The organism is Mycoplasma sp. Pen4, assembly GCF_014352955.1.
Taxonomy (GTDB): Bacteria; Bacillota_I; Bacilli_A; order Mycoplasmatales; family Metamycoplasmataceae; genus Mycoplasmopsis.
The window spans coordinates 540,781-562,049 of sequence record NZ_CP060691.1; the positions used below are offsets into that span (position 1 = coordinate 540,781).

19 protein-coding genes and 8 tRNA genes are annotated in these 21,269 nt (G+C 29.8%); 2 read left to right on the forward strand and 25 right to left on the reverse strand.

What is annotated here, in order from left to right:
- Nucleotides 1-12: 12 nt before the first annotated feature.
- The 6 genes from greA to H9M94_RS02025 all read right to left on the reverse strand — a co-directional run bounded on the left by greA (nucleotide 13) and on the right by H9M94_RS02025 (nucleotide 6,884).
- Nucleotides 13-504, reverse strand: a complete 492-nt coding sequence (greA, locus tag H9M94_RS02000; RefSeq protein WP_187469305.1) for a transcription elongation factor GreA — start codon at nucleotides 502-504, stop codon at nucleotides 13-15.
- A gap of 32 nt (nucleotides 505-536) precedes the next feature.
- Nucleotides 537-1,280 (reverse strand): BC85_0335 family putative methyltransferase, encoded by a 744-nt coding sequence (locus H9M94_RS02005; protein ID WP_187469306.1) that lies wholly within the window; start codon nucleotides 1,278-1,280, stop codon nucleotides 537-539.
- A complete protein-coding gene (gene ruvX / locus H9M94_RS02010; protein WP_187469307.1) occupies nucleotides 1,280-1,717 on the reverse strand; it encodes a Holliday junction resolvase RuvX in 438 nt (145 codons plus the stop codon). Before ruvX ends, H9M94_RS02005 begins: the two co-directional genes overlap by 1 nt.
- A complete protein-coding gene (alaS, locus tag H9M94_RS02015) occupies nucleotides 1,705-4,329 on the reverse strand; it encodes an alanine--tRNA ligase (protein WP_187469308.1) in 2,625 nt (874 codons plus the stop codon). The genes ruvX and alaS overlap by 13 nt, the downstream gene beginning before the upstream one ends.
- Before the next feature lie 11 nt (nucleotides 4,330-4,340).
- Nucleotides 4,341-5,456, reverse strand: a complete 1,116-nt coding sequence (mnmA, locus tag H9M94_RS02020; RefSeq protein ID WP_187469309.1) for a tRNA 2-thiouridine(34) synthase MnmA — start codon at nucleotides 5,454-5,456, stop codon at nucleotides 4,341-4,343.
- Between the two features lie 114 nt (nucleotides 5,457-5,570).
- Nucleotides 5,571-6,884, reverse strand: a complete 1,314-nt coding sequence (locus tag H9M94_RS02025) for an aminopeptidase C (protein ID WP_187469310.1) — start codon at nucleotides 6,882-6,884, stop codon at nucleotides 5,571-5,573.
- 114 nt (nucleotides 6,885-6,998) lie between these two features.
- On the opposite strand from H9M94_RS02025, the gene H9M94_RS02030 reads away from it, so the two are divergent.
- Complete coding sequence (locus H9M94_RS02030; protein WP_187469311.1) at nucleotides 6,999-7,802, forward strand: MAG0110 family membrane protein; 804 nt, start codon at nucleotides 6,999-7,001, stop codon at nucleotides 7,800-7,802.
- A 31-nt stretch (nucleotides 7,803-7,833) separates the two neighbouring features.
- Here the strand turns inward: H9M94_RS02030 and H9M94_RS02035 are convergent, their stop codons facing one another.
- The 5 genes from H9M94_RS02035 to H9M94_RS02055 form a co-directional block, all read right to left on the reverse strand.
- Complete coding sequence (locus tag H9M94_RS02035) at nucleotides 7,834-8,370, reverse strand: NUDIX hydrolase (protein WP_187469312.1); 537 nt, start codon at nucleotides 8,368-8,370, stop codon at nucleotides 7,834-7,836.
- A 37-nt stretch (nucleotides 8,371-8,407) separates the two neighbouring features.
- Nucleotides 8,408-10,546, reverse strand: coding sequence for a Tex-like N-terminal domain-containing protein (locus tag H9M94_RS02040; protein WP_187469313.1), 2,139 nt, complete (start codon nucleotides 10,544-10,546; stop codon nucleotides 8,408-8,410).
- Nucleotides 10,547-10,548: 2 nt separating this feature from the next.
- Complete coding sequence (locus tag H9M94_RS02045; RefSeq protein ID WP_187469314.1) at nucleotides 10,549-11,244, reverse strand: nuclease-related domain-containing protein; 696 nt, start codon at nucleotides 11,242-11,244, stop codon at nucleotides 10,549-10,551.
- 100 nt (nucleotides 11,245-11,344) lie between these two features.
- On the reverse strand, nucleotides 11,345-12,445 hold the full coding sequence (locus H9M94_RS02050) for an aquaporin (RefSeq protein WP_187469315.1): 1,101 nt from the start codon (nucleotides 12,443-12,445) through the stop codon (nucleotides 11,345-11,347).
- Nucleotides 12,438-13,475, reverse strand: a complete 1,038-nt coding sequence (locus H9M94_RS02055; RefSeq protein ID WP_187469316.1) for an NAD(P)-dependent oxidoreductase — start codon at nucleotides 13,473-13,475, stop codon at nucleotides 12,438-12,440. The genes H9M94_RS02050 and H9M94_RS02055 overlap by 8 nt, the downstream gene beginning before the upstream one ends.
- Nucleotides 13,476-13,759: 284 nt before the next feature.
- Here H9M94_RS02055 and H9M94_RS02060 point away from each other — a divergent pair, with 284 nt between their 5' ends.
- On the forward strand, nucleotides 13,760-14,452 hold the full coding sequence (locus H9M94_RS02060; protein WP_187469317.1) for a DNA-processing protein DprA: 693 nt from the start codon (nucleotides 13,760-13,762) through the stop codon (nucleotides 14,450-14,452).
- 37 nt (nucleotides 14,453-14,489) lie between these two features.
- Here the strand turns inward: H9M94_RS02060 and rpmA are convergent, their stop codons facing one another.
- The 14 genes from rpmA to H9M94_RS02130 form a co-directional block, all read right to left on the reverse strand.
- Complete coding sequence (gene rpmA / locus H9M94_RS02065; RefSeq protein WP_187469318.1) at nucleotides 14,490-14,750, reverse strand: 50S ribosomal protein L27; 261 nt, start codon at nucleotides 14,748-14,750, stop codon at nucleotides 14,490-14,492.
- Nucleotides 14,751-14,757: 7 nt separating this feature from the next.
- Nucleotides 14,758-15,057 (reverse strand): 50S ribosomal protein L21, encoded by a 300-nt coding sequence (gene rplU, locus H9M94_RS02070; RefSeq protein ID WP_187469319.1) that lies wholly within the window; start codon nucleotides 15,055-15,057, stop codon nucleotides 14,758-14,760.
- A gap of 117 nt (nucleotides 15,058-15,174) precedes the next feature.
- The gene (locus tag H9M94_RS02075) at nucleotides 15,175-15,426 is read right to left on the reverse strand and encodes a hypothetical protein (protein ID WP_187469320.1); all 252 of its coding nucleotides are present in this window, start codon (nucleotides 15,424-15,426) and stop codon (nucleotides 15,175-15,177) included.
- 82 nt (nucleotides 15,427-15,508) lie between these two features.
- Entirely contained in the window at nucleotides 15,509-16,927 is a 1,419-nt protein-coding gene (locus tag H9M94_RS02080; protein ID WP_187469321.1) for a YitT family protein, read from the reverse strand.
- A gap of 132 nt (nucleotides 16,928-17,059) precedes the next feature.
- Nucleotides 17,060-17,746, reverse strand: coding sequence for a signal peptidase II (locus H9M94_RS02085; protein ID WP_187469322.1), 687 nt, complete (start codon nucleotides 17,744-17,746; stop codon nucleotides 17,060-17,062).
- A 2-nt stretch (nucleotides 17,747-17,748) separates the two neighbouring features.
- Nucleotides 17,749-20,412 (reverse strand): isoleucine--tRNA ligase, encoded by a 2,664-nt coding sequence (ileS, locus tag H9M94_RS02090; RefSeq protein ID WP_187469323.1) that lies wholly within the window; start codon nucleotides 20,410-20,412, stop codon nucleotides 17,749-17,751.
- A gap of 93 nt (nucleotides 20,413-20,505) precedes the next feature.
- Nucleotides 20,506-20,581: transfer RNA gene (locus H9M94_RS02095), tRNA-Phe, on the reverse strand.
- A gap of 3 nt (nucleotides 20,582-20,584) precedes the next feature.
- Nucleotides 20,585-20,661, reverse strand: a tRNA-Asp gene (locus H9M94_RS02100).
- Nucleotides 20,662-20,663: 2 nt separating this feature from the next.
- Nucleotides 20,664-20,738, reverse strand: a tRNA-Met gene (locus H9M94_RS02105).
- 33 nt (nucleotides 20,739-20,771) lie between these two features.
- A tRNA-Ser gene (locus H9M94_RS02110) sits at nucleotides 20,772-20,864 on the reverse strand.
- A gap of 2 nt (nucleotides 20,865-20,866) precedes the next feature.
- Nucleotides 20,867-20,942 (reverse strand) — tRNA-Ile (locus H9M94_RS02115).
- A 32-nt stretch (nucleotides 20,943-20,974) separates the two neighbouring features.
- Nucleotides 20,975-21,051: transfer RNA gene (locus H9M94_RS02120), tRNA-Met, on the reverse strand.
- 5 nt (nucleotides 21,052-21,056) lie between these two features.
- Nucleotides 21,057-21,133: transfer RNA gene (locus H9M94_RS02125), tRNA-Ala, on the reverse strand.
- 6 nt (nucleotides 21,134-21,139) lie between these two features.
- Nucleotides 21,140-21,216 (reverse strand) — tRNA-Pro (locus H9M94_RS02130).
- Nucleotides 21,217-21,269: the final 53 nt, after the last annotated feature.

A 21,269-nucleotide genomic window follows, 5' to 3' on the forward strand; every position in this document is an offset into this window, starting at 1 on the left:
AAAAAATACAACTTACCCGTTGTATTTAATTGAAAGAATTTTAATATTATATTTTTTAATTGCATCAACTTCGTTTTCATCACCTTCAGCAGATCCTAACATAGCAACTGCAAGTGGGCTTTTGTTTGAAATTTTACCTTCAAATGGGTTTGTATCGTGTGTACCCATGATTGTAACAGTTTTTACTTCACCAGTTTCTAAAACTTTAAATTCAACTGTTGAACCAATTCCAACTGTTCTAACGTTTGTTGAAGATGAACCAATAATTACTGCATTATCTAAAATTTGTTCAAGTTCTGAAATACGCCCTTCAACAGCACCTTGTTTATCTCTGGCTGCATCATACTCAGCGTTTTCTGAAAGGTCCCCTTGAGCTCTAGCTTCTTTTAAGGCCGCTTGAACCGCAGGACGTTCAACATTAATTAAATATTCGTATTCTTTTTTATATTTTTCTAAGGTTTCAGATGATAGGTAAATCTTACCTTGTAATTCGTCTTTTGACATACAACCTTCTTTCTAAAATTTATATTTATATTTTATATTGTTTTTGCATTATTGACAACAAAAAGGTATTTCGAACTCAAGAATGAAACTTCATGAGTTTTTCCTGTTAATTTTAAATGACCTAAAAGTTTTTTTAATTCAGTTGTTTTATTTTGTTTTCAATCAACAATAAACATTCCATTTTCTGCAAGTTTTGGAAGTACTTGATCATATAACTCATTAATGTTGTTTGAAGTGTTTACCACTACGACAAAGTCAATTTGGTTTCCGCTATATGGCAAAATAATGTTTTCGGTTTCATCCGGAAATTCATTTTGAATTTCACGATATTTATCAACATCAAATGAACCATATTGATAATAAAATTGTGTTTCTGGACATTTTGAAGCAACCGCAACATTTGGGAATAAATCGTTTTCACTTATGATTAAGACATTTTTGTATTTATTTTGATAAATTGTATTAATTATACCTTCAACATCAAGATCAACCGCTTTAGATTTTAAGTGATCCTTAATTTGAAATGGCAATTCCCCAATTCCATTACGTAGTTGTTGTAATTGAATCATAGATTCTTCTTGGCTTTTCTTTAAATATTTATTACGTATCTTACGTGCGTAGATGTTTACACCTATGTAGATGAGGATTCCGAGTGCAAATACTACATATGCAGAAATTGCTAATCCGCTACTTCAGACACTTGTTTGAGGTTCTGATTGTACTGCAATTGTTGAATTTTCTGCACTTTCGGAAAAGAATTTTAATACTTGTGACATTATTTACCTCACTTGTACTTGTAATATTCTAAATAATCTTGCAAAATGATAAGAGCAGCTAATTTATCTTTGTGTTGTTTACGTTTTTGACGTGTTAAACCAGCTGAAATCATTGTTTCTTGTGCTCTTTTAGTTGAATATTGCTCATTCACTAATAACACAGGTAGATTAAATTCATTTTCAAGTTTAATTTTGAATTCCTCTACCATTAAGGTTCTATCGCTTTTATCACCACTAATTTTGAGTGGATAACCAAGTACAAAACCATCAATTTTATTTTTATATTCTATTAAATATTTTTTTATTCGTTCAATAACATGATCAAATTCTAACTCAGGAAACATAAAGTTCTCAAGTCCAGTTGCAATAATTTCACTTTCATCTGTAATCGCGAAACCACAACTTTTAGTACCTAAATCTAGTCCTAATTTTCTCATGTTAAATCGTTTTCTATAAATGAAAGTAATTCGTTTGTATTGCTTACTTTACCCATTGATAAAATAGCATTTCCACCACCACGTCCATTTAATTTTGCAAATAACTGTTGCGCTACTTGATTTGAATTGTATTTTTTACTTGCTACTACAAGCATTGGATTAGAATCTTCTGTTGTTAAAACAATAAGTAATTCTGGATATTTTTCACGCAATGTTGATGCAACAGTTTTAATGTTTTTTGGATTTAAAGTTTGATCAATGTATAAACTACCTTTTGATGTTTCAACAACTTCGATATTGTCATAATCAAACTCAAAATTATTAGCTAAATCTTTGTTAATTTGTTTATTATCTTCTCTTAATTTTTCGATTACATCTTTTAAATAATCAATTGCTTGTTCTTTGTTTTCAGGGATTTCTAAATCAAATTGATATTTTGAATCTAATTTTTGATTTCTTTCGATTGATTTTTCTGCTTCAACGATTAATTTATCAACTTCTTCTTCAAGATATTCATCAACTAAAACATTTGAAGAAATAGCTCTAACACGATATACACCAGCTGCTTTTTTATCTACGTTTGTGATCTTAAAGTTTTCTAATTTCGCTGTATTTGAAAGGTGAGTTCCACCACATAAATCGGCAGTAATTCCATCAAACTTAACAATACGAACATTTTTGGGGTTCATATATTCTGATTCTTCAAGAGTCATAATAGCACCCATTTTATTAGCTTCATCAGTTGTCATCTTTAAGTACTCACGTTTTGCATCACGAGCAATGTACTCACGAACAAGGTTTTCAATTTGACGAATTTGTTCATCAGTAGGTTTTGTATCTGCAGGCATATCGAATGTTAAACGTTCTTCGTTATTATCTGAACCAAGTTGTTTGATATGTGGTCCTAAAATAGTTCTTAATGCACAGAATAATAAGTGTGTACCAGAGTGGTTACGTTCTAGACCTAAACGAATTGTTGTATCAACAAAACACTCTACTGGGTCTTTTGCATTAATCTTACCCTCAAGTTTATGAATATGGTTCCCAAATTTATCTTTAAATACATCGATAATGATAATTTTGTGACCATTTTGAATAATGTATCCTCTGTCATGTTTTTGACCACCACTAGTTGCATAGAATGGTGTTTGTTTTAAGATTGCAAATGAAATTCCATTTGAATTTTCGATTTCTTTTTCTGTGTCTAATAAGTGTAAAATTTCTGTTTTGTTTTCTGTGTGTGTGTAACCAATAAATTCATCGATTTTACCTTTAATTAAGGCTAATGAGTTGATAACTTTATCCATTCCTGAGTGTTTTGCAGTTCTTGAAGCATCAGCATGTTTTTGTTTTGCGGCTTCATAACCTTCAAAATCAATTTGAATATCTTTTGCTTGCAATATCTCTGCAGTTAATTCAACTGGGAATCCATATGTTTCAAATAATTTGAAAGCAATATCACCTGGAAACACTTTAGTTGAATCAGAAATATATTCATCAAGAATTGCTCTACCATTTTCAATTGTTTTTGAGAAAGTGATTTCTTCATCTTTGATAATTTGAGCAATTGGTTGAATATCATATTCAAATGGTAAACAATCTTTTACTATTTGCACTAAGTTGAATAAGAATGGTTCATAAATTTTTAATTGCATTGCTTTGTATACACTTCTACGAATTAAACGGCGTAAAATGTATCCACGACCAACGTTTGAAGGTTTAGCGCCATCAGCAATAGCATTTACAACTGTACGCATGTGGTCTACAATAACTTTAAAGCATGAGTTAATGAATTCTTGTTGTTCATCTTTGATGAAATAGTTTTCAGTTTTATATTCAAAATCTGTGTATTCTGAAATTTTAGCAATGATTGGCAAAAATAAGTCAGTATCAAAGTTTGTTGGTGCATCTTGCATAATTGAAACAATTCTTTCAAGACCTGCTCCAGTATCGATGTTCTTTTGTTTTAATTCTGTATATTCACCTTCACCGTTTGAGTTATATGTTGAGAAAACGATGTTTCAAATCTCAATGTAACGATCATTTTCTTCATCATTTTTAAGTAACTCAATTCCTCTTGAATCATATTTTTCACCACGATCATAGAAAATTTCTGTATTAGGTCCACATGGTCCAGAACCAACTTCTCAGAAGTTAGTATCTTTTGTACCGGGTATCATGTGGTCTTCAGCAAAACCTTGATCCATTCAAATTTGTTTTGTTTCTAAATCTTCGTAGTAGTAAGTGAAATAAAGTTTTTCTTTATCAAGTTTTAAAACATTAAGTAAAAATTCTGCAGCAAATTCAATTGCTTCTTTTTTGAAATAATCACCAATTGAGAAGTTACCAAGCATTTCAAAGAATGTGTGGTGTCTTGCAGTAATTCCAACGTTTTCAATATCATTAGTTCTAATTGCTTTTTGTGAGTTAACTAATCTTTTAGCAGGTGCAATTTTTTTACCAGAAAAATAATCTTTTAATGTTGCAACCCCACTGTTTATTCATAAAAGTGATGGGTCGTTTTGTGGAACTAAACTTTTTGAAGGTACGATAAAGTGACCTTTTGATTCAAAAAATTCAAGTCATTTTTGTCTAATTTCTTTTGAGTTCATAAAACCTTCTTTTAAATGTAATCTAATTTTTTATCATCCATAAATATTTCATCGATAGTTGCCCCACCAATGCATTTATCTCCATCATATAAAACTACTTGTTGACCAGGAGTTACAGCACTTGAAGTCTCAGGATAAAATACTTTTACTTTGTTATTTGGAAGTAATTCAATTGAAACTTTAATATCTTTTTGACGATATCTAAATTTAGCAGATAAGTTATTTGAATCATAATCTGTGTTATTAAGTGTTAAATTACTTGCAATTAAGTTATTCGAAATTAAGTATTCCGGTCTTGATAATGGTGCTACAAATAAAATATTTTGATGTACATCATGACCACAAACATAATATGGTTCTGCCATTCCACCGAGATTTAAACCTTTACGTTGCCCGATTGTGTAATAGAAACATCCAACATGACGTCCGATAACTTTACCAGTTGTGATATCGACAGTGTCTCCATCTTGTGCAGGGATGTAATTTTGTAAGAATAAACCAAAGTTTCTTTCACCAATAAAACAAATTCCTGTTGAATCTTTTTTATCAGCGGTAATTAATCCTAATTTTGTAGCTATTTCACGAATTTCAGGTTTGGTTAATTTCGCTAATGGCATAATAACTTTTTCTAATTGTTCATGTGTTAATTGGGCTAAAAAGTATGTCTGATCTTTGTCTTGATCTTTAGCACGATATAAGTGACCTTCACGAACATCAGCATAATGTCCCATAGCAATAAAATCTGCCTTTAATTCATTAAATGCATATTTTGCAAAAGCATTAAATTTAATGTACTTATTACAAAGAATATCTGGGTTAGGAGTTCTTGCTTTTTTGTATTCTTCAATAAAGTTTTCAAAAACATTATCTCAGTACTCTTTAACAAAATCAACTCTATGAAGCGGAATATCCAATGCTTTTGCAACTGATAAAGCATCTTGATAATCTTTTTCTTGTGGACAGATATCTTGTGTAATGTCTTCATTACCTAAAACATCATTGTTGACAATGCTATCTCAGTTACGCATGAATAATCCAACTACTTCATAACCTTGTTGTTTAAGTAAGTATGCTGCCACAGATGAATCAACACCCCCACTCATTCCAATTACAACTCTTTTCGCCATTCTTACCTCCTTTTCAAGTAGTTATATAATGATTTTTTTAATTTTACAACATTCTAATATTTTTAAATATTAGTTTTTAAAAAAGTAATAAAAAAGCCCCTAAGGACTTTCTTATTAAGCTAATGGTTCTCAAAGTTCTAATTTAACTACGTCATTGTTGTTTTCATCTAAATATTTAGCGTCAACATATTTTTTATCAACGATAACTGTGAAGTTGTATTCATCAAATCATGTATCTGACATTGAGAAAATACCTTTTTTACCGTATTTATCACCTCAGCTGTTTTCAACTTTTCAAGCTACAGGTAAACCATTTTCAGTTTTAACACCCACAAAAGCCATTGCATGTGTTAATGTTGAATTGAAGATATTAATACGATCACTTTTTGTTAATGAAAGTTTATTGAAAACTTCATCGTATTGATATAACTCAGGGTCTAAAATTCCTGATTTATCATCACGGAAGGCATCAATGTCACAACCGAATCAAACTGGTACATTATCTTTTAATGAATTAATAACCACTTCTTTAATTTCTTTTAAAGGCACATTGATCATAACAACGTCTTGATCATCATAAACTGATTTTTGGTGTTTTAATACATAGTGTGTACCTGCTTTAAATTCAGGACGTGGATCATGTAATAAGTTAACTTTTTGATCAAAGTCTGTTCCAACATATTTGTTGAAAAAGTCAATAGGTGTGATGTTTTCGATTTTGTTGTATTTATTGTCTTTGTCTCTATATTCAAATGTAAATTCTGTTGGTGGTGTACCTAAACATTTTGAAACAATGTCGTAAACTTCATATAAAACTTCTTCTTTGATGTTGTTTAATTCTTCTAATGATGCACCTGCTTCAAATGCTTTTCTTAAGTTTAAAACACCTTGTTTAAGACGTAAATCGATTTGTTCATTCATTGCAGTTGTATTACCTGAGTGGAAAGTTTCGGGCATAATAGATTTTGGAACTGCACCATATTTATTTAATAAACTTGCAAATCATTCTCAGTAACCACCATCTGATGCTGATGAACCATGCATAAATGTATAGATTAATCTATCATTCATTGGTAATTCAATGTTGTTGATCATTTTTGTTAAGAATGTATTTGCTTTTTCCATTTTGTCATAGAAAGCAAAGTAATTTTGTGAGAATTCGAAATTTGCAACATTTAAGTTTTTCATCACTGCAACTCTAGCCATGTTTAATGAAGCAAAAATTCAACATCTACCACTATTGCTTTGCATTGTGATTTCTCCAAGATCTGTTTCAATATCAAAAACAAAATCATGTTTAATTAATGTTTTGTGGTTAATACATGTGTTTTTGATACCATTATGAATAACGCTATTTTGGATTAAATCATTTTTGTTTTGCTCAAATCTTTTAGCAAATAAATTTAAGGTTTCTTTTTGTAATTTCATAAATTCCTTCTTTCTTTATTAATATTTTAAAGCATAAAATAATAAATTTAAATTATTATACATTACTTATTAGTAATATAAAGAATTTAAAATAAATAGTGATAAAATAGATATATGGAATTTAATAGACAAGAAAAACAAAAATTTGCTACAGTAGCAGTATCCAAATCAGCCAAAAAATTCTATGGTATTGTTTTATTAGTATTTGCTATCGCAGTTTTAGCAGCTATACTCGGTGCCATTGGTTTTGGTGCTATGTTTGATGTGAAGGTTGATGCAACAACTATATCAAGAGAAGGTGTACCAGTTGAAACACAAATACCATTATTCAATAAACACATTTACTTATTCTCTGGTATTTTCGCGGTATCGACATTAATATTAATGTTCGCAAATATATACTTATCAAGACGTGAAAATAATAGAAAATTACAATTATTTACATTGCCATTTTATTTAGCATATTTTGCTTTCTCAATTGCATTCATCTTTAGATTAGCGATTTGACAATTTGGCGCAACTAGTTCTTTAGATAATACAAAATTATTATTATCATTAGCACTTATTCCTGCAGTAGTATTAATAATTACTGCAATTTTAGGAATATTTAACCTAGTTAATATTAGAGCAATTGGTATTTTAGTTTCTGCTCTAACAATTGGAATGATTATAGCCTTGATAGTATCGATCTTTGTATTCGAAGCAGCATGATGACTACCATGATTAGGAGTTATAGCAATTTCATTAACAACTATAATTGAGTGATGAATGATTAGAAAAATAGCTGATCAATCAGCAAATATGGATAGTGAAACAGCCACAACATTAGCAATTAGTTGCGGTATTCAAATGTTTATCTCATATTCAATTATGTTAATTTATGTTATTCAAATTTTCGGAGGAAGTTATCGTGACTAAAAATATCTCGCTTGCGCGGGATATTTTTTTATTATTTTTGATGTTTAAAACTTAGATATAGTGATAAAAGCGAATTTAAAACCAACTTATCACCAAATATAATGTCTTCAACTTCACTCTCTAAAACTCATTTATTTTGACTAATACTTTCGAATAAACTACCATCGTTTTTAGGAGTTTCTTGATTTAAGCCTGTGACATTAAAAACATAGTTATGTACAATCTCACTACTTTGTGTACTTGCAACATTGTCAATTGAATAAACTAGATGTCGTAAACCAACATTAATTCCTGCTTCTTCAAAAACTTCTTTTATAGCTGTGTCTAAGGGTTTTTCATCTACTTCACAACTTCCTGTAATTGGACAAGCATACAACTCATTGTTGTTTTTAATCACAGGTAATGGTTGATATCTAATTAAATATTCTTTTTGATTATTTGAGTTTATTCTAAAGCATAAAACTGCTACAGAATTGGTGTTTTTACGTTCAGAATAAACAAAACCATCAGGTGTTTGATACATTGAAACTCATTTGTTTAAAAAGAGTAATTTGTCACCTTTGTTCATAAATTTTCCTTAAATGAAAAAGCAATATTACTATTGCCTAATCATTAATAATTTCACCAGAAATTCTATTTCTATTTAAATCAATTTCTTTGATTTTGGCTTCAATAATCATTCCTGGGTAGTAAGTGTCAAAAATTGTGCTTTCTTTATCTATTTTTAAATCTGAAACGTGAATAAATAAACTTTGTTTAATTCCTATGTAAACGAATAATCCAAAGTCTGTGATGTTTTCAACTGTTCCTTGAACTTTGTCACCAACTTTTAAGTCTTCTACATTGGTTAATGTGTCTTTAAGGATGAAACCTTGTTTATCTGAATCGATACGTTTTGTAGGTTGACTTAATGCTTCTAAAATAAGTTTAATTGTATAAATATCTTGATGATATTTTTCAGCTAATTCTGCTGCATTTAAATTTGAAAGATCAACTCCATTATCATTTGGTTCAATATCATAATCGTGAATGATTCTATTTGCTAAATCATATGATTCTGGGTGAATAATTGTTTTATCTAAGAAATTATCTGAAGTGAAGATACGAAGGAAACCAATACATTGTTCAAATGTTTTAGCACCAATACCTTTTACTTTTTTAACTTCAAAACGTGATTCAAATGATTTGTTATTTTTATCATTTCTGTATTCAATAATATTTTCTGCATTTTTCGGAGATAAACCTGCTATGTGAGTAAGAATTTGTTTTGTTGCAGTGTTAATATCAACACCGACTTTATTAACAACTTTTGAAACCTTAAAGTTTAAGTAGTGTTCTAATTCTTTTTGATTTAAATCATGTTGATATTGACCAACACCAATTGATTTTGGATCAATTTTAACTAACTCATTTAAAGGATCAAGGAATTTTCTACCAATATTAATTGCACTTCTTTCCTCAACACTTAAATCTGGAAATTCTTCAATCGCAATTTTTGAAGCCGAATAAACAGATGCACCAACTTCTGAAACGATGGCATATTTAATTCCTAAATTATTATCTTTTATTAAGTTTGCAATAAATGCTTCCGTTTCTCTTGAGGCCGTTCCATTTCCAATTACAACAATGTCAATTGCATGTTTTCTAAGCATATCTAACACAATTCTTGCTGCATCTTTTGTTTTATTTAAAGGTGGGTTGGGGTAAATTTTATTAATTTCTAATACATCACCATTTTCGTTTAATGCTGCTAATTTACATCCGTTAACAAAAGCAGGGTCAATTGCAAGTATTGTGTGACCAGATGTAGCAGGAGCTTGAAGTAATTTTTCAACTGAATCAGAGAAAATTTGAATTGCTGATTTTTCTGCTTTATCAAATAAGTCATTAAAAATTTCTCTTTCAACACTAGGTAATATAAGTCTCTTTAATGAATCTTTGATTGCATCGATAATATTTTCTTTATTGTTTCTTGTTTTATTAAATCTTTTAAGAATGATTCTTTCTAAATATGAGTCATTGTAGTTAAATTTAACCTTAATAATTCCAAGTTTATCGGCTCTGTTTATTGCAAGCACATTGTGGTTTTTGATATATTTAACTGGAATTTTGTATTCATAATAATTCTTAAATTTTTGCCCTTCATCGAGTTCATCTGCTTTTTTAGACTTAGATGTTTCGATTGCACCAAAAGTAAGAATGTTATTTTTGATTTGTTCTCTGACGTCTACGTCTTGTGAAATTCATTGTGCAATAATGTAATTTGCTTGCTCTAAGGCAAATTCAACATTTGGAACATTTTCATTAAGATATTTTTTAGCTTCAATTTCACGTTTGAAATCTCTACTTTTATTTTCAAAAATTCTTTTAGCAAGTGATTCTAACCCTAATTCAATGGCTTTTGTTGCTTTCGTAGTTTTACCAACTTTAAATGGTTCATAAATAGCTTCTAATTCACTTTTAACGCTTGTAGCAAGTATTTTTGATTCTAATTCTGGAGTTAATAAATCTTTTTCAGCAAGAATTTTTATAATTGCTTGTTGTCTTTCTAATAATTCATTTTTATATTTGAAAAGTGATTCTATTTTATAGATTTGTTCTTCGTTTAATCCACCTGTTTTATCTTGACGATAACGTGAAATAAATGGAACAGTATCACCTTGTTGTAACATTTCGATTACAATGTCGACTTGTTTTTCTGAAACGTTTAGTTCTTTTGCAACTAATTTATAAGCTTTTTCCATTTTTATCTCCTATTTTTATTTTTTATATTCTTTTTAAATTGTATTTTTTCTTTGCTAGTAGCAATTTTGTAAATGTCAAATGCATTTACTATATCTGATTTTTTAATGCTCTGTGGTAGCGCTTTTGCTTGTTCATTTAACATTTCAATGCACTTAGAAACTTTATTTTCTAGCACTAATAAAACATGATCTGGTTTGTTTTCTATTTTAATGCTCAACTCATTTGGAAAAACAATTACGCTTGCTATCGGAACATTCTTACCAATGATTTTTAGCACATGATTTAAGTGTTTTTCGTTTTGTACAATAGGATTAAAAATAGTTTTTCTTTTGCGTTTATTTGATGATAACAATAATTCATCAGACGCAGCATCCCCTTCAAGTTTTCCAAGATAATATTTATACTCGATTACAACCACTAATGAATTGCTAATTAGCATCGAATCTAATTCATACATTTTATTATTTATGCGATATACACCGCCTTTTACAAAACTAAATTCGGTTTTCTTAACTAATTCATTAATTTGATTATTTAAATAATTCTCAAATTTAAAACCTATTTTATTTTTAGTATTTACGTTTATAACTTTGTGGTAGATATAAACGAATAATATAACAGCTCAAATTATAGAAATAACTGTAATAGTTATTATTGTGTTAGTTTGGTGGTTGGTATCAATTAATTTTTCGTCCATAAGTTACTACTTTCAAATCATTTTTATTATTTTAACACATTCAACGACAATGTGTTCGAGATTGAAAAAATCAACGATAAACGTTGATTTTTTCATGAAATTATTTATTAGTTTGTTCTGGTGTTTCTATATGTTTTGCTCTATTGTTTTTGAATTTAATAATTTTTACTACAGTTGGATTTACTACAGTTTTTGTTAATCCTTGAACAAATAAGTAGAATACTGGTGCAAAGATATCACCTAAAAGCATTGCTGCTGTACCATAAACGATTGAATCGTACATAATTTTACTTTTTAGTTGATTAATATCTGAGAAACCAAGATCTGATGCACTATATCCTAATTGTTCAAATGTAGTTATATCTTTGAACGCAGGGTGTCCAACTACGTGTGATGTTGAAGCAAACACTTGGCTTGCTGAACCTTTTTCAAATAATAATGTTGGTAATTGTTGTGTTAATCCACGAGCAGGGTTAATAGCTGCTGATCCACCTAAAAGTCCCATTCAAACTGATAATGAAATGATAAACATAATCATTAAATCACGATATTTTTCATTAATGTTTGGTGAGAAAATAGGGAAAAGTAGGATTGCTGTCATTACTAATTCAACAAAGAAAATTCATGTTGTACCATCCACTAACATTGTTTTTTGATTAAACACTGTTGGGAATGCTTTTTTAGCTGCTGTAATTGATGAAATAGGAGCATTTGGAAGTCCGTGTTGAGGATCTGTTGTTGCGTGTCCAATTGCATAAATAATTGCACCTGCTACAAATGCTCCGATAAATTGAATGATAATTTTATATGCTGCAAATCATCCGTTGTTTCTACCGCTTAAATAACGATAAATTGTAACGGCTGGGTTTAAATCACAACTTCAACGTAGGAATACAAATAAACAAATTCCTACAATGATGAATCCAGCAAAGAAACCAACGATAATTGGGTGAAGTAAATATTCTTCAATAACATATTTACCATCAGCAACATAAATACTTAAACCAGCAAGCCCAAGTGAAATAAAGATTGTTCCGACAAATTCTGAAAGACCAAAAATGAATCATGATAATAAATCTTTTGGTTTTTCAGCCTTTGAACGCTCACTTGATTTTAATTTATAGAAACTAAATAATTCTCTTATAAAAGTTTTAAATGTGTGTTTAGAGTCACTTTTTACTATCGATTTCTGATTATCCATTTTGTATTTTTCCGTTTTCTAATAATTTTAATGCATTAGTAAAATCACCACGTTGTGCTGCGTCAGCGTTATCTAATGTTGCTTTAGCAATTTGTGTCAATGCTAAGTCTGTTAAAAATGCTTGGTGTGATGTGATTAATGTGTTTGGCATTTCAATAAGTTCTTTTCATTCTGGGTCCATTGCTTTTAATTCATTAATTCTTGAAGAAACATCTTCATAGAATCTTCCTTCTTCACGTTCAAGTACGTCAGTTGCAAAACCACGTACTTTACCTGTTTTAAGTCCATTTAACATTGCTTTAATATCAACAATTTCGCCTCTAGCTGTATTAACAACAATAACACCTGGTTTCATTGCTTCAATTGCAGCATCATCAATTAAATATCTTGTTGATGGAAGTAATGGACAGTGAATTGAAATAAAATCACTTTGGTTTAATAATTCAGTTAATGATGCTCATTCGAAACCGAATTGTTCTGCTAATGTAGGGAAGTTATCTTGTGCAAAAGCATCAAATACTAATACACGTGCACCCGTTGCTTTAGCAATTTTAATGAATGTTTGACCAATTTTACCTGAACCAATAACTCCAATTGTTGAGTTACCAACACATAAACCATCTAAACCATTTAAAGAGAAGTTGTATTTTTCAACTCTTTGGTTGGCAATAATTAAATTTCTATTTAATGCTAATAATCCTGCAAACGCAAATTCTCCGATACTTTCAGCTGAATAGTTAAAAATTCTAAATACATTAATTCCTAACTCATTAGCCTTAGCAATATCAATTTTGTTGTATCCCATTGATCTTTGGAATCAGTATTTGATACCCATTTTTGAAAGTACTTCTAAGATTACTTTATCACCATATGTGTTAACAAAGCCACATACTGCGTCATAACCTTTTGCAAGTTTTACAGTGTCAAGATTAAGATTTTCTTTAAAAAATGTGATTTCATGTCTGTTGTCATTATATTTTTCAAAATATTTAACATCATAATCTTTAGCATCGAAAAAAGCTATTTTCATAATATCTCCTATGTTGTAAACGTATAGTTTAATTTAAAAATATTATAATATTTTTTAAAAAAATACCAAAAAACCAAAACAACTTAAAATAAGGTATAAAAGTTATGATTAAACTATCAGAAAATACTAAAATAAAGCATTAAAATTAACTCATTTTGTTTATTTTTAGTTCATTAAAAAACAAACTTTATTTTAAATATGAGGTGAAAAAATGATGAAGCAAATTTTATTCTATTTATCAAACAAATTCAAAGGCGATAATTACCTTGTGCATAGAGAAACTTGTGCATAGAGAAATCGGTCGAATTACAAATGTTGATAATTTTGAATTAGCATCGTATTATAAAAACTATATTGATACAAAAGTTAAGTTTGTGACTTTACTTGATACTCATTATTATCAACCACTTTTTGTTGCACAACACCCACCATATGTAATTTATTATTGAGGAAACTATCATTTATTAAATTCTCAAAATAAAATTTATGTTATTAATGAAGTAGAGAATGAACAAACAAGTAGTTGAATAACTGATAACATTGATGTTTTGGTTCAAAAAGCAGTTTTAGTTACTAACGATTACCCAAATTCTGAAAGTAAATTGGTTGAATTATTTAGAGAAAAGGGCGGAAAAATTATTCACATTGCTAAAACAGGAATTGATATGTTTGAAAAGAATAATTTAAACGCAGAAAAAGAGTTAATATTATCCATTTATCCTAATAAAGCACATGCTAAAAGAGTTTATTTTAAACAATCAAATTATCTAGCATCATTAATTGCAGATAAGTTTATTAGTTTCTCAATGAAGGAAAATTCTAAAGCATTAAATTTAATTAATTGTTTCTTGGACGTAGGGAAAGAAGTCAATTGCTTTCCGGGTATTGACATCAATGATAGCAATAATATGTTGATTAAAAATGGAGCTAAATTAGTCACAATGATTTCTGATTTCATCCCAACGCAAGGCGCATAAGAAAACACACCTATGTTCTAGGTGTGTTTAATATAACTTAATTTTGTCTTTCAGGGTATACTGAAACATACTTTCTGTTTCTTCTGCTTTCGTATTTTACATAACCATCGATTTTTGTAAATAATGTGTCATCTCCACCACGTCCAACATTTAATCCTGGGAAAATTTTTGTTCCACGTTGACGGTAAATAATTGAACCTGCTGTTGCGAATTGTCCATCACCTAATTTAGCACCTAAACGTTTTGAGTGTGAATCACGACCATTACGTGTCGATCCACCGGCTTTGGTATGTGCCATTTTCTAATTAACCTTCTATTCCTGTAATTTTAACACGTGTATAAGGTTGACGGTGTCCAAGTTTTCTTTTGTGAGTAGATTTCGCATTGTGACGGTAAACAACGATTTTTTTCGCTTTACCTTGTTTTTCGATAGTTCCTATTACTTTAGCATTTTCTAAGTATGGTCTCCCGATTTTGTCGTTTACAAGTAAAACTTTATCAAAAGTTACTTGTGAACCTTCTTCACCTTCGATTTTTTCGATGAAGATTGTTTGACCTTCTTTAACAATAAGTTGTTTCCCACCTGTTTCGATAATTGCTAACATGCAATACCTCCATTTAGTGGCTCGTCTGTAAGGTGGTTAAAATAACGCTTGTAAACCTTTTTAGAACGGTTACATGAAGTAACGTGTATATTATACAACTATCTAATATTTTTCAGCCTAAAATAATATGTAATTTTCAATGATTCGAGTAGTGGATTTTACTGATGAATTTCCCTGTGATTTAGATGAATCTCACTTAACTTCGTAATCTTTTGACTTTACAGAACCATTAGACGAAAATAAACTTCTAAGAAAACCGATACCAGAAATAACCGCTGGAATTGCACTAAATAATGTACCTCATGCAAAACCGGGTTTGATATTTTCTAGCTCTTTTGAATCTAACTTTTTCAACTCATTTAATTGCATTCTACCTCCTTTCCATTATTAAGATAATTTTGGGGAATTAATGCACAAAAAAAGAACAGCTTTTGCTGCCTGCTCTTAATAATTATTGTTCAACATATTGTGTATTAAATTTACCGATAATATTATGAATTGAATTAATTGAAATTCAGATATTTGGATCAATTGTTTTTAGATCTTCAATAATATTTTTCGATTCAAGAAGTAATGTAACAGTTTCAATTTTATAGTTAATTCTACCTGTGTAACCTGATTTAAAACGAACTAATCTATAACTATGTCAATAGTTTATTATTTTAAAGTAAGCAATTACTTTTTCAGGTTCAGCTGAAATAATTGTTAATTTAACTTTTTTATACTTTGGATAAAGGATATTAATAACAACATTAGTAAGAATTAAGTAAACAAATGTAGATAATTCTCTCATACCAAAAATCTCACCATTAACGTTAGGAATAATAATTCCATATGCTACTAAGAATGTAATTGCAGTTACAAAACCAACTGTAGCCAACATATTAGCAACATTCTTTTTAGACTTAGTTGAGAAATAGTATGCAATGATGTCAGTACCGCCAGTTGAACCACCAGCTTTTCATGATAATGAAATCCCGATACCAATAAAGAAAGCTCCAATACATCCGTAAAGAACAATTGCTCAAGTATCACCAGTTGAATATCAAATTAATTGATTTACTCTTTCAATTGTTAATGTTCTAAAAATTTCAGGAATTACTGTACTTTCATTGTCTTTAATGTACTTTGCAATATCTGAAGCTAAAACTTGGTTTGTTGTATCAATTACAACTCCTTCAAAAGCTCTAAAACCTCTATCAGCATGCTCTATAACGAAATTTTTATAATCATTGTGTACAAAGCTAATTTTTTCAAATAAAAATTGATGAATTGCCTTTTGTGTAAAAACTAAGTTTGTAAGCATTAAAGCAAACATGAATAATAATGATAAATATAAAAAACTCGGTTTTAATTTTCGTCAAAAAATCACGAATAATGGAATGTTGCAAGCTAAATAAATCAACGCAAAGTATTTACTTAATTGTGGGAATACGTATTGTAATATTGTTGGAATACCAGCAATACCAGAAGGAATAGTATCTGATTTAGATAAAAATACTTGTACACCAAAACTGAATGCAACTGCAGCTAAGAAAATTAAAACAACTTTAAATCAATATCTTTTAATAAATTGTTGGAAAGTTAATTTAACTTTTTTGTTGTTAATTAAATATTGACCCATCTTATATTTAATGCATTCAATTTCTCTATCTATTTCGCTTTCGCTAATTAAATTTTGTGAATTTGCCTCATTGTGATTTTGATATGAAATTGTGTTTGAGCCTTTGTCAAAGTTCTTTTTGAAGTTTTTTCAAACTTTTTCTCTTAATGTGTGACTCTTAAATGTTTTTAAATTAGACTTTTGTGAAACCGATGAAGTCTCAGGTTCATCTGAACTAAAAACTTTTTCTTCTTGATTTTTTTGCATAGAATAATTTTAATATTTTTTTAGAAAATAAATTTCATATTTTCACTTATTTTTATAGGGTTTTTGATCTAAATTTTTATTTCTTATAAGAGTATTTAAGCTTTAAATACAAAAACAAATAAGTTAAAAAACTTATTTGTCATTATTATCATTTGTTGAAGATGTTTCACTTGCTTTTAATTTATCTTGTTGCTTTTTATGTTTCTCTGTTAAATATGAATCTACAAAATAAATAAGATAAATCATAAACAAGTATCCAATACTAAAGAATATTAGTACATCAGCGAAATTGAAAGTCCCTCTATCATGTCAAGGAATAAAGAAAACATCTTTTACATAGCCATTAAATACAATTCTATCTGTGGCATTACCTAAGTCACCAGCAAGTAGGAAACCAAATCCTACAATATATGCATAGGCATATTTACCGGTTACAAATAGCGGTAATAATAAAATGATTGCAATTATAATAAAACTAATAACTTGAATTCAGAATACATTACCATGTGTTTCAACAAATGTAACACCTTTGTGTCATATGCTTCTTGTTCCAAAGAAACCGTTTCAATATTCAATAGGACTTGTTGGTGTTTCCGGATTTATTCATCTGCCATTAAATTCAACTTGTCCATTACCGTTCATTTTAAAGACATCACCATGATTAAAAAGAACTTGTTTTGTAACTTGATCAATTGCATAAACAATAATAAACGCAATGATTAAAGTTAAATAAAGTGTAAGTATTTTAATTTTGTTCTTTTTAAGATGATTAACAAATTCACTTGTTTTAGTAGAAAAATAGGTTTTTAATTTATCCATGATTATTCACTTAATTTAGAAATAATTGCAAAACATGTTGGACATAATTCATTTTGAATTTCAGATGATTTAAAATGATTTCAACATCTTTGACATTTTTCAGATTCGAATTTTGTTACATTTAACTCTGAACCTTCGTTAATTTCACCAACCATTAATAAAGTTTTTAAGTCAAGTGATTTTAAGAATTCACTTAATGAAGAAACTGTAACAGAGGCTTCATTAGAACGCTTAAATACACCTGCTTTAACTTGATTATCAATCTCGATGTTAATTTGGTTTCTTAACTCAAAGAATTCATTGAATTTATCGATAAGCGTTTGATTAACTTCAAGTTTTGTAACATCATTAAATGTTTCAAACATCACTGATTCGAATTTGTTTGCTTTGTCGAAGTTTTTATATGCTTCTTCTGCTGTTGTAGGTAAAATTGGAGCAATAGCTTTAATAATAAAGTCTAAGATATGATACATATTATAAAGTACCATTAAACGTTCTGGATCATTGAATTCACGAACATATAAAATATCTTTTGTAACTGATAAATAGAACGCTGATAGATCAACAATATAGTTGTTTAATAACTTAACAACATTTAAGAATTTATACTCATCATATGCAGCAATAATATTCTTTTGAATTTGTTTAAATTCTTCAAAAACATATTCATGAATACCGGTTAATTTTGTTTCATGATATTCATATTCATTTAGGTTCCCTAATAAGAATTTGATTGTATTACGGATCTTACGGTAAATTTCAGAATTTTGATCAAGAATGTCATTTGAAATATTAACATCATTAGAATATTCACTATTAGCAGCTCATAAACGTAAAATATCGGCACCACGTGATGAAACTATTTCTTGAGGTGTAATAATATTTCCTTTTGATTTAGACATTTTTTCACCTTTACCATCAAGAACAAAACCATGTGAGACTAAGTCTTTGTATGATGCAAGTCCTTTGTATGCAACTGATGAAATAATTGATGAGTTAAATCATCCACGATATTGATCAATTCCCTCAAGATAAAGGTCATATGGTGACTCAAGTCCATCAGCTATATTTACAGCAATTGATGAAACACCAGAATCGAATCAAACATCCATGATATCCATTTCTCTTGTTCAATTTCTACCTCTATAAGCTTCAGGTAATAATTCATCTGTTGTTTTTTCTCATCAAATATCGGCACCATCTTTTGATACTAAATCAATTACGTAATCAAATAATTCTTCTTCGAAAACTGGTTCATTATTTTCGTTGTAAAAGATAATAATTGGAACTCCTCATGTTCTTTGACGTGAGATAGTTCAATCATGACGGTTTGTAATCATTTGTGATAAACGTTTTTTAGCTCAATCAGGATATGTATTAACATTTGTTTCAATTTGATTAAGAATTTGATCTCTAATCTTATCAATTGAAACAAATCATTGAGGTGTACCACGGAAAATAATTGGTTGATGAGTTCTTCAATCATGTGGATATGAGTGTTTTAATCATGCAAAATTTAAAACTCTTGAACCTAAAAATTCAGAAATAAGCTTATTAGCATCTTGATAAAACATTCCATCAAATTGTGTACCAGTATTTTCAATGTGACCTGTATCTGAAATGTGCATAATTTTATTTAAATTAAATTTTTGCCCAATCATAAAGTCATCTTCACCAAACATTGGAGCAATATGAACAAGACCAGTACCAGAATCAGCAGTAACATGGTGTCCTAAAACGACTGGTGCAATTTCTTTTAGAATTGGTGTTAAATATTTAACATCTGCTAATTCTGAACCCATAAATGTTTCAACAACATCAAATGTTTCTCAATTCATTTTATTAGTGAAATCAGTAACTAATTCTGATGCAACAACGTAACGTTGATTATCTTTTGAAATTACACTATATTCAATGTTTTCACCTAATGTGACTCCGGCATTAGCAATTAATGTTCATGGAGTTGTTGTTCAGATAACTAAGAAATCACCTTCTTTGATTTTGTTGAAGTTTGAACTAATTACTTCGCATGCAACAGAAATTGAAGGACTTTTAACATCCTGATATTCAACTTCAGCTTCAGCTAATGCACTTTGTGATGATGGTGATCAATAAACTGGTTTAAGTCCTTTATATACTAAACCATCCATTACCATTTTTTTAAAGACTTCAAGTTGTTTTGTTTCATAGCTTTTATCTAAAGTTACATAAATATCTTCTAAATCACTAAATAATTGTAAAGTTTTGAATTGTTTACGTTGATTTTCTACTTGTTTTAAGGCATATTTAGCTGCTTTTTTACGTAAAATAATTGGATCAATACTTTCTTTATTAAGACTTGATTCTTTAAGCATTTTATGTTCAATTGGTAAACCATGTGTATCTCAACCAGGTTTAAATGGTGAATAAAATCCTTGAAGTGTTTTATATCTAACAACAATATCCTTTAATATTTTATTTAAGGCATGTCCTACGTGAAGATCTCCATTAGCATAAGGTGGACCGTCATGAAGAATGAATTTAGGACCATTTGATCTTGATTTTAAAACTTTTTGGTATATTTCATTATCTAACCATTCTTTACGATATAATGGTTCTTTTTGCACTAAATTTGCACGCATATCAAACTTAGTTTGTGGCATATTTAAGGTTTTTTTGTAATCCATTTTAATACCTTTCTTCTACTATTTTAATATAAATCAATTATATAAAAATTCCTCTATTTTATTAACAAAAGTGCTAACAAAATAGAGGAATTTTGGTGGCCCCGGCAGGAATCGAACCAGCGACACACAGAGCTTCAATCTGTTGCTCTACCAACTGAGCTACAGGGCCAAATGGCGGTCCAGACGGGGATCGAACCCGCGATCTCCTCCGTGACAGGGAGGCGTATTAAACCACTTTACCACTGGACCATTGGTTGCAGAGGAAAGAATTGAACTTTCGACCTTCGGGTTATGAGCCCGACGAGCTACCACTGCTCCACTCTGCTATATGAACTTTATTGTTACCTGTTGAAATTTAATGGCGGGTGATGAGGGATTTGAACCCCCGCGGGCCGTGAAGCCCCTGCTAGTTTTCAAGACTAGTCCCTTCAGCCGGACTTGGGTAATCACCCATTGGTGGACCCAACAGGATTCGAACCTGTAACCAACCGGTTATGAGCCGGTTGCTCTAACCGTTGAGCTATAGGTCCGCTCTAACAACAAAGTTTTAAATTTTAAAAAATGGTAGCACCGATGAGATTCGAACTCATGACCTTCCGGGTATGAACCGGATGCTCTAACCAACTGAGCTACAGTGCCATAAATGGTGGAGAGTATGGGATTCGAACCCACCACCTCCTGCGTGCAAGGCAGGCGCTCTAGCCAAATGAGCTAACCCCCCATAAAATGGTGAAGAAGACAGGATTTGAACCTGCGACCACTACAGCCCAAATGTAGTGCTCTACCAAACTGAGCTACTTCTCCGTTTTGCAAAAGAATTATACACTAATATTGTAACTATAGTGAAATATTTTTCG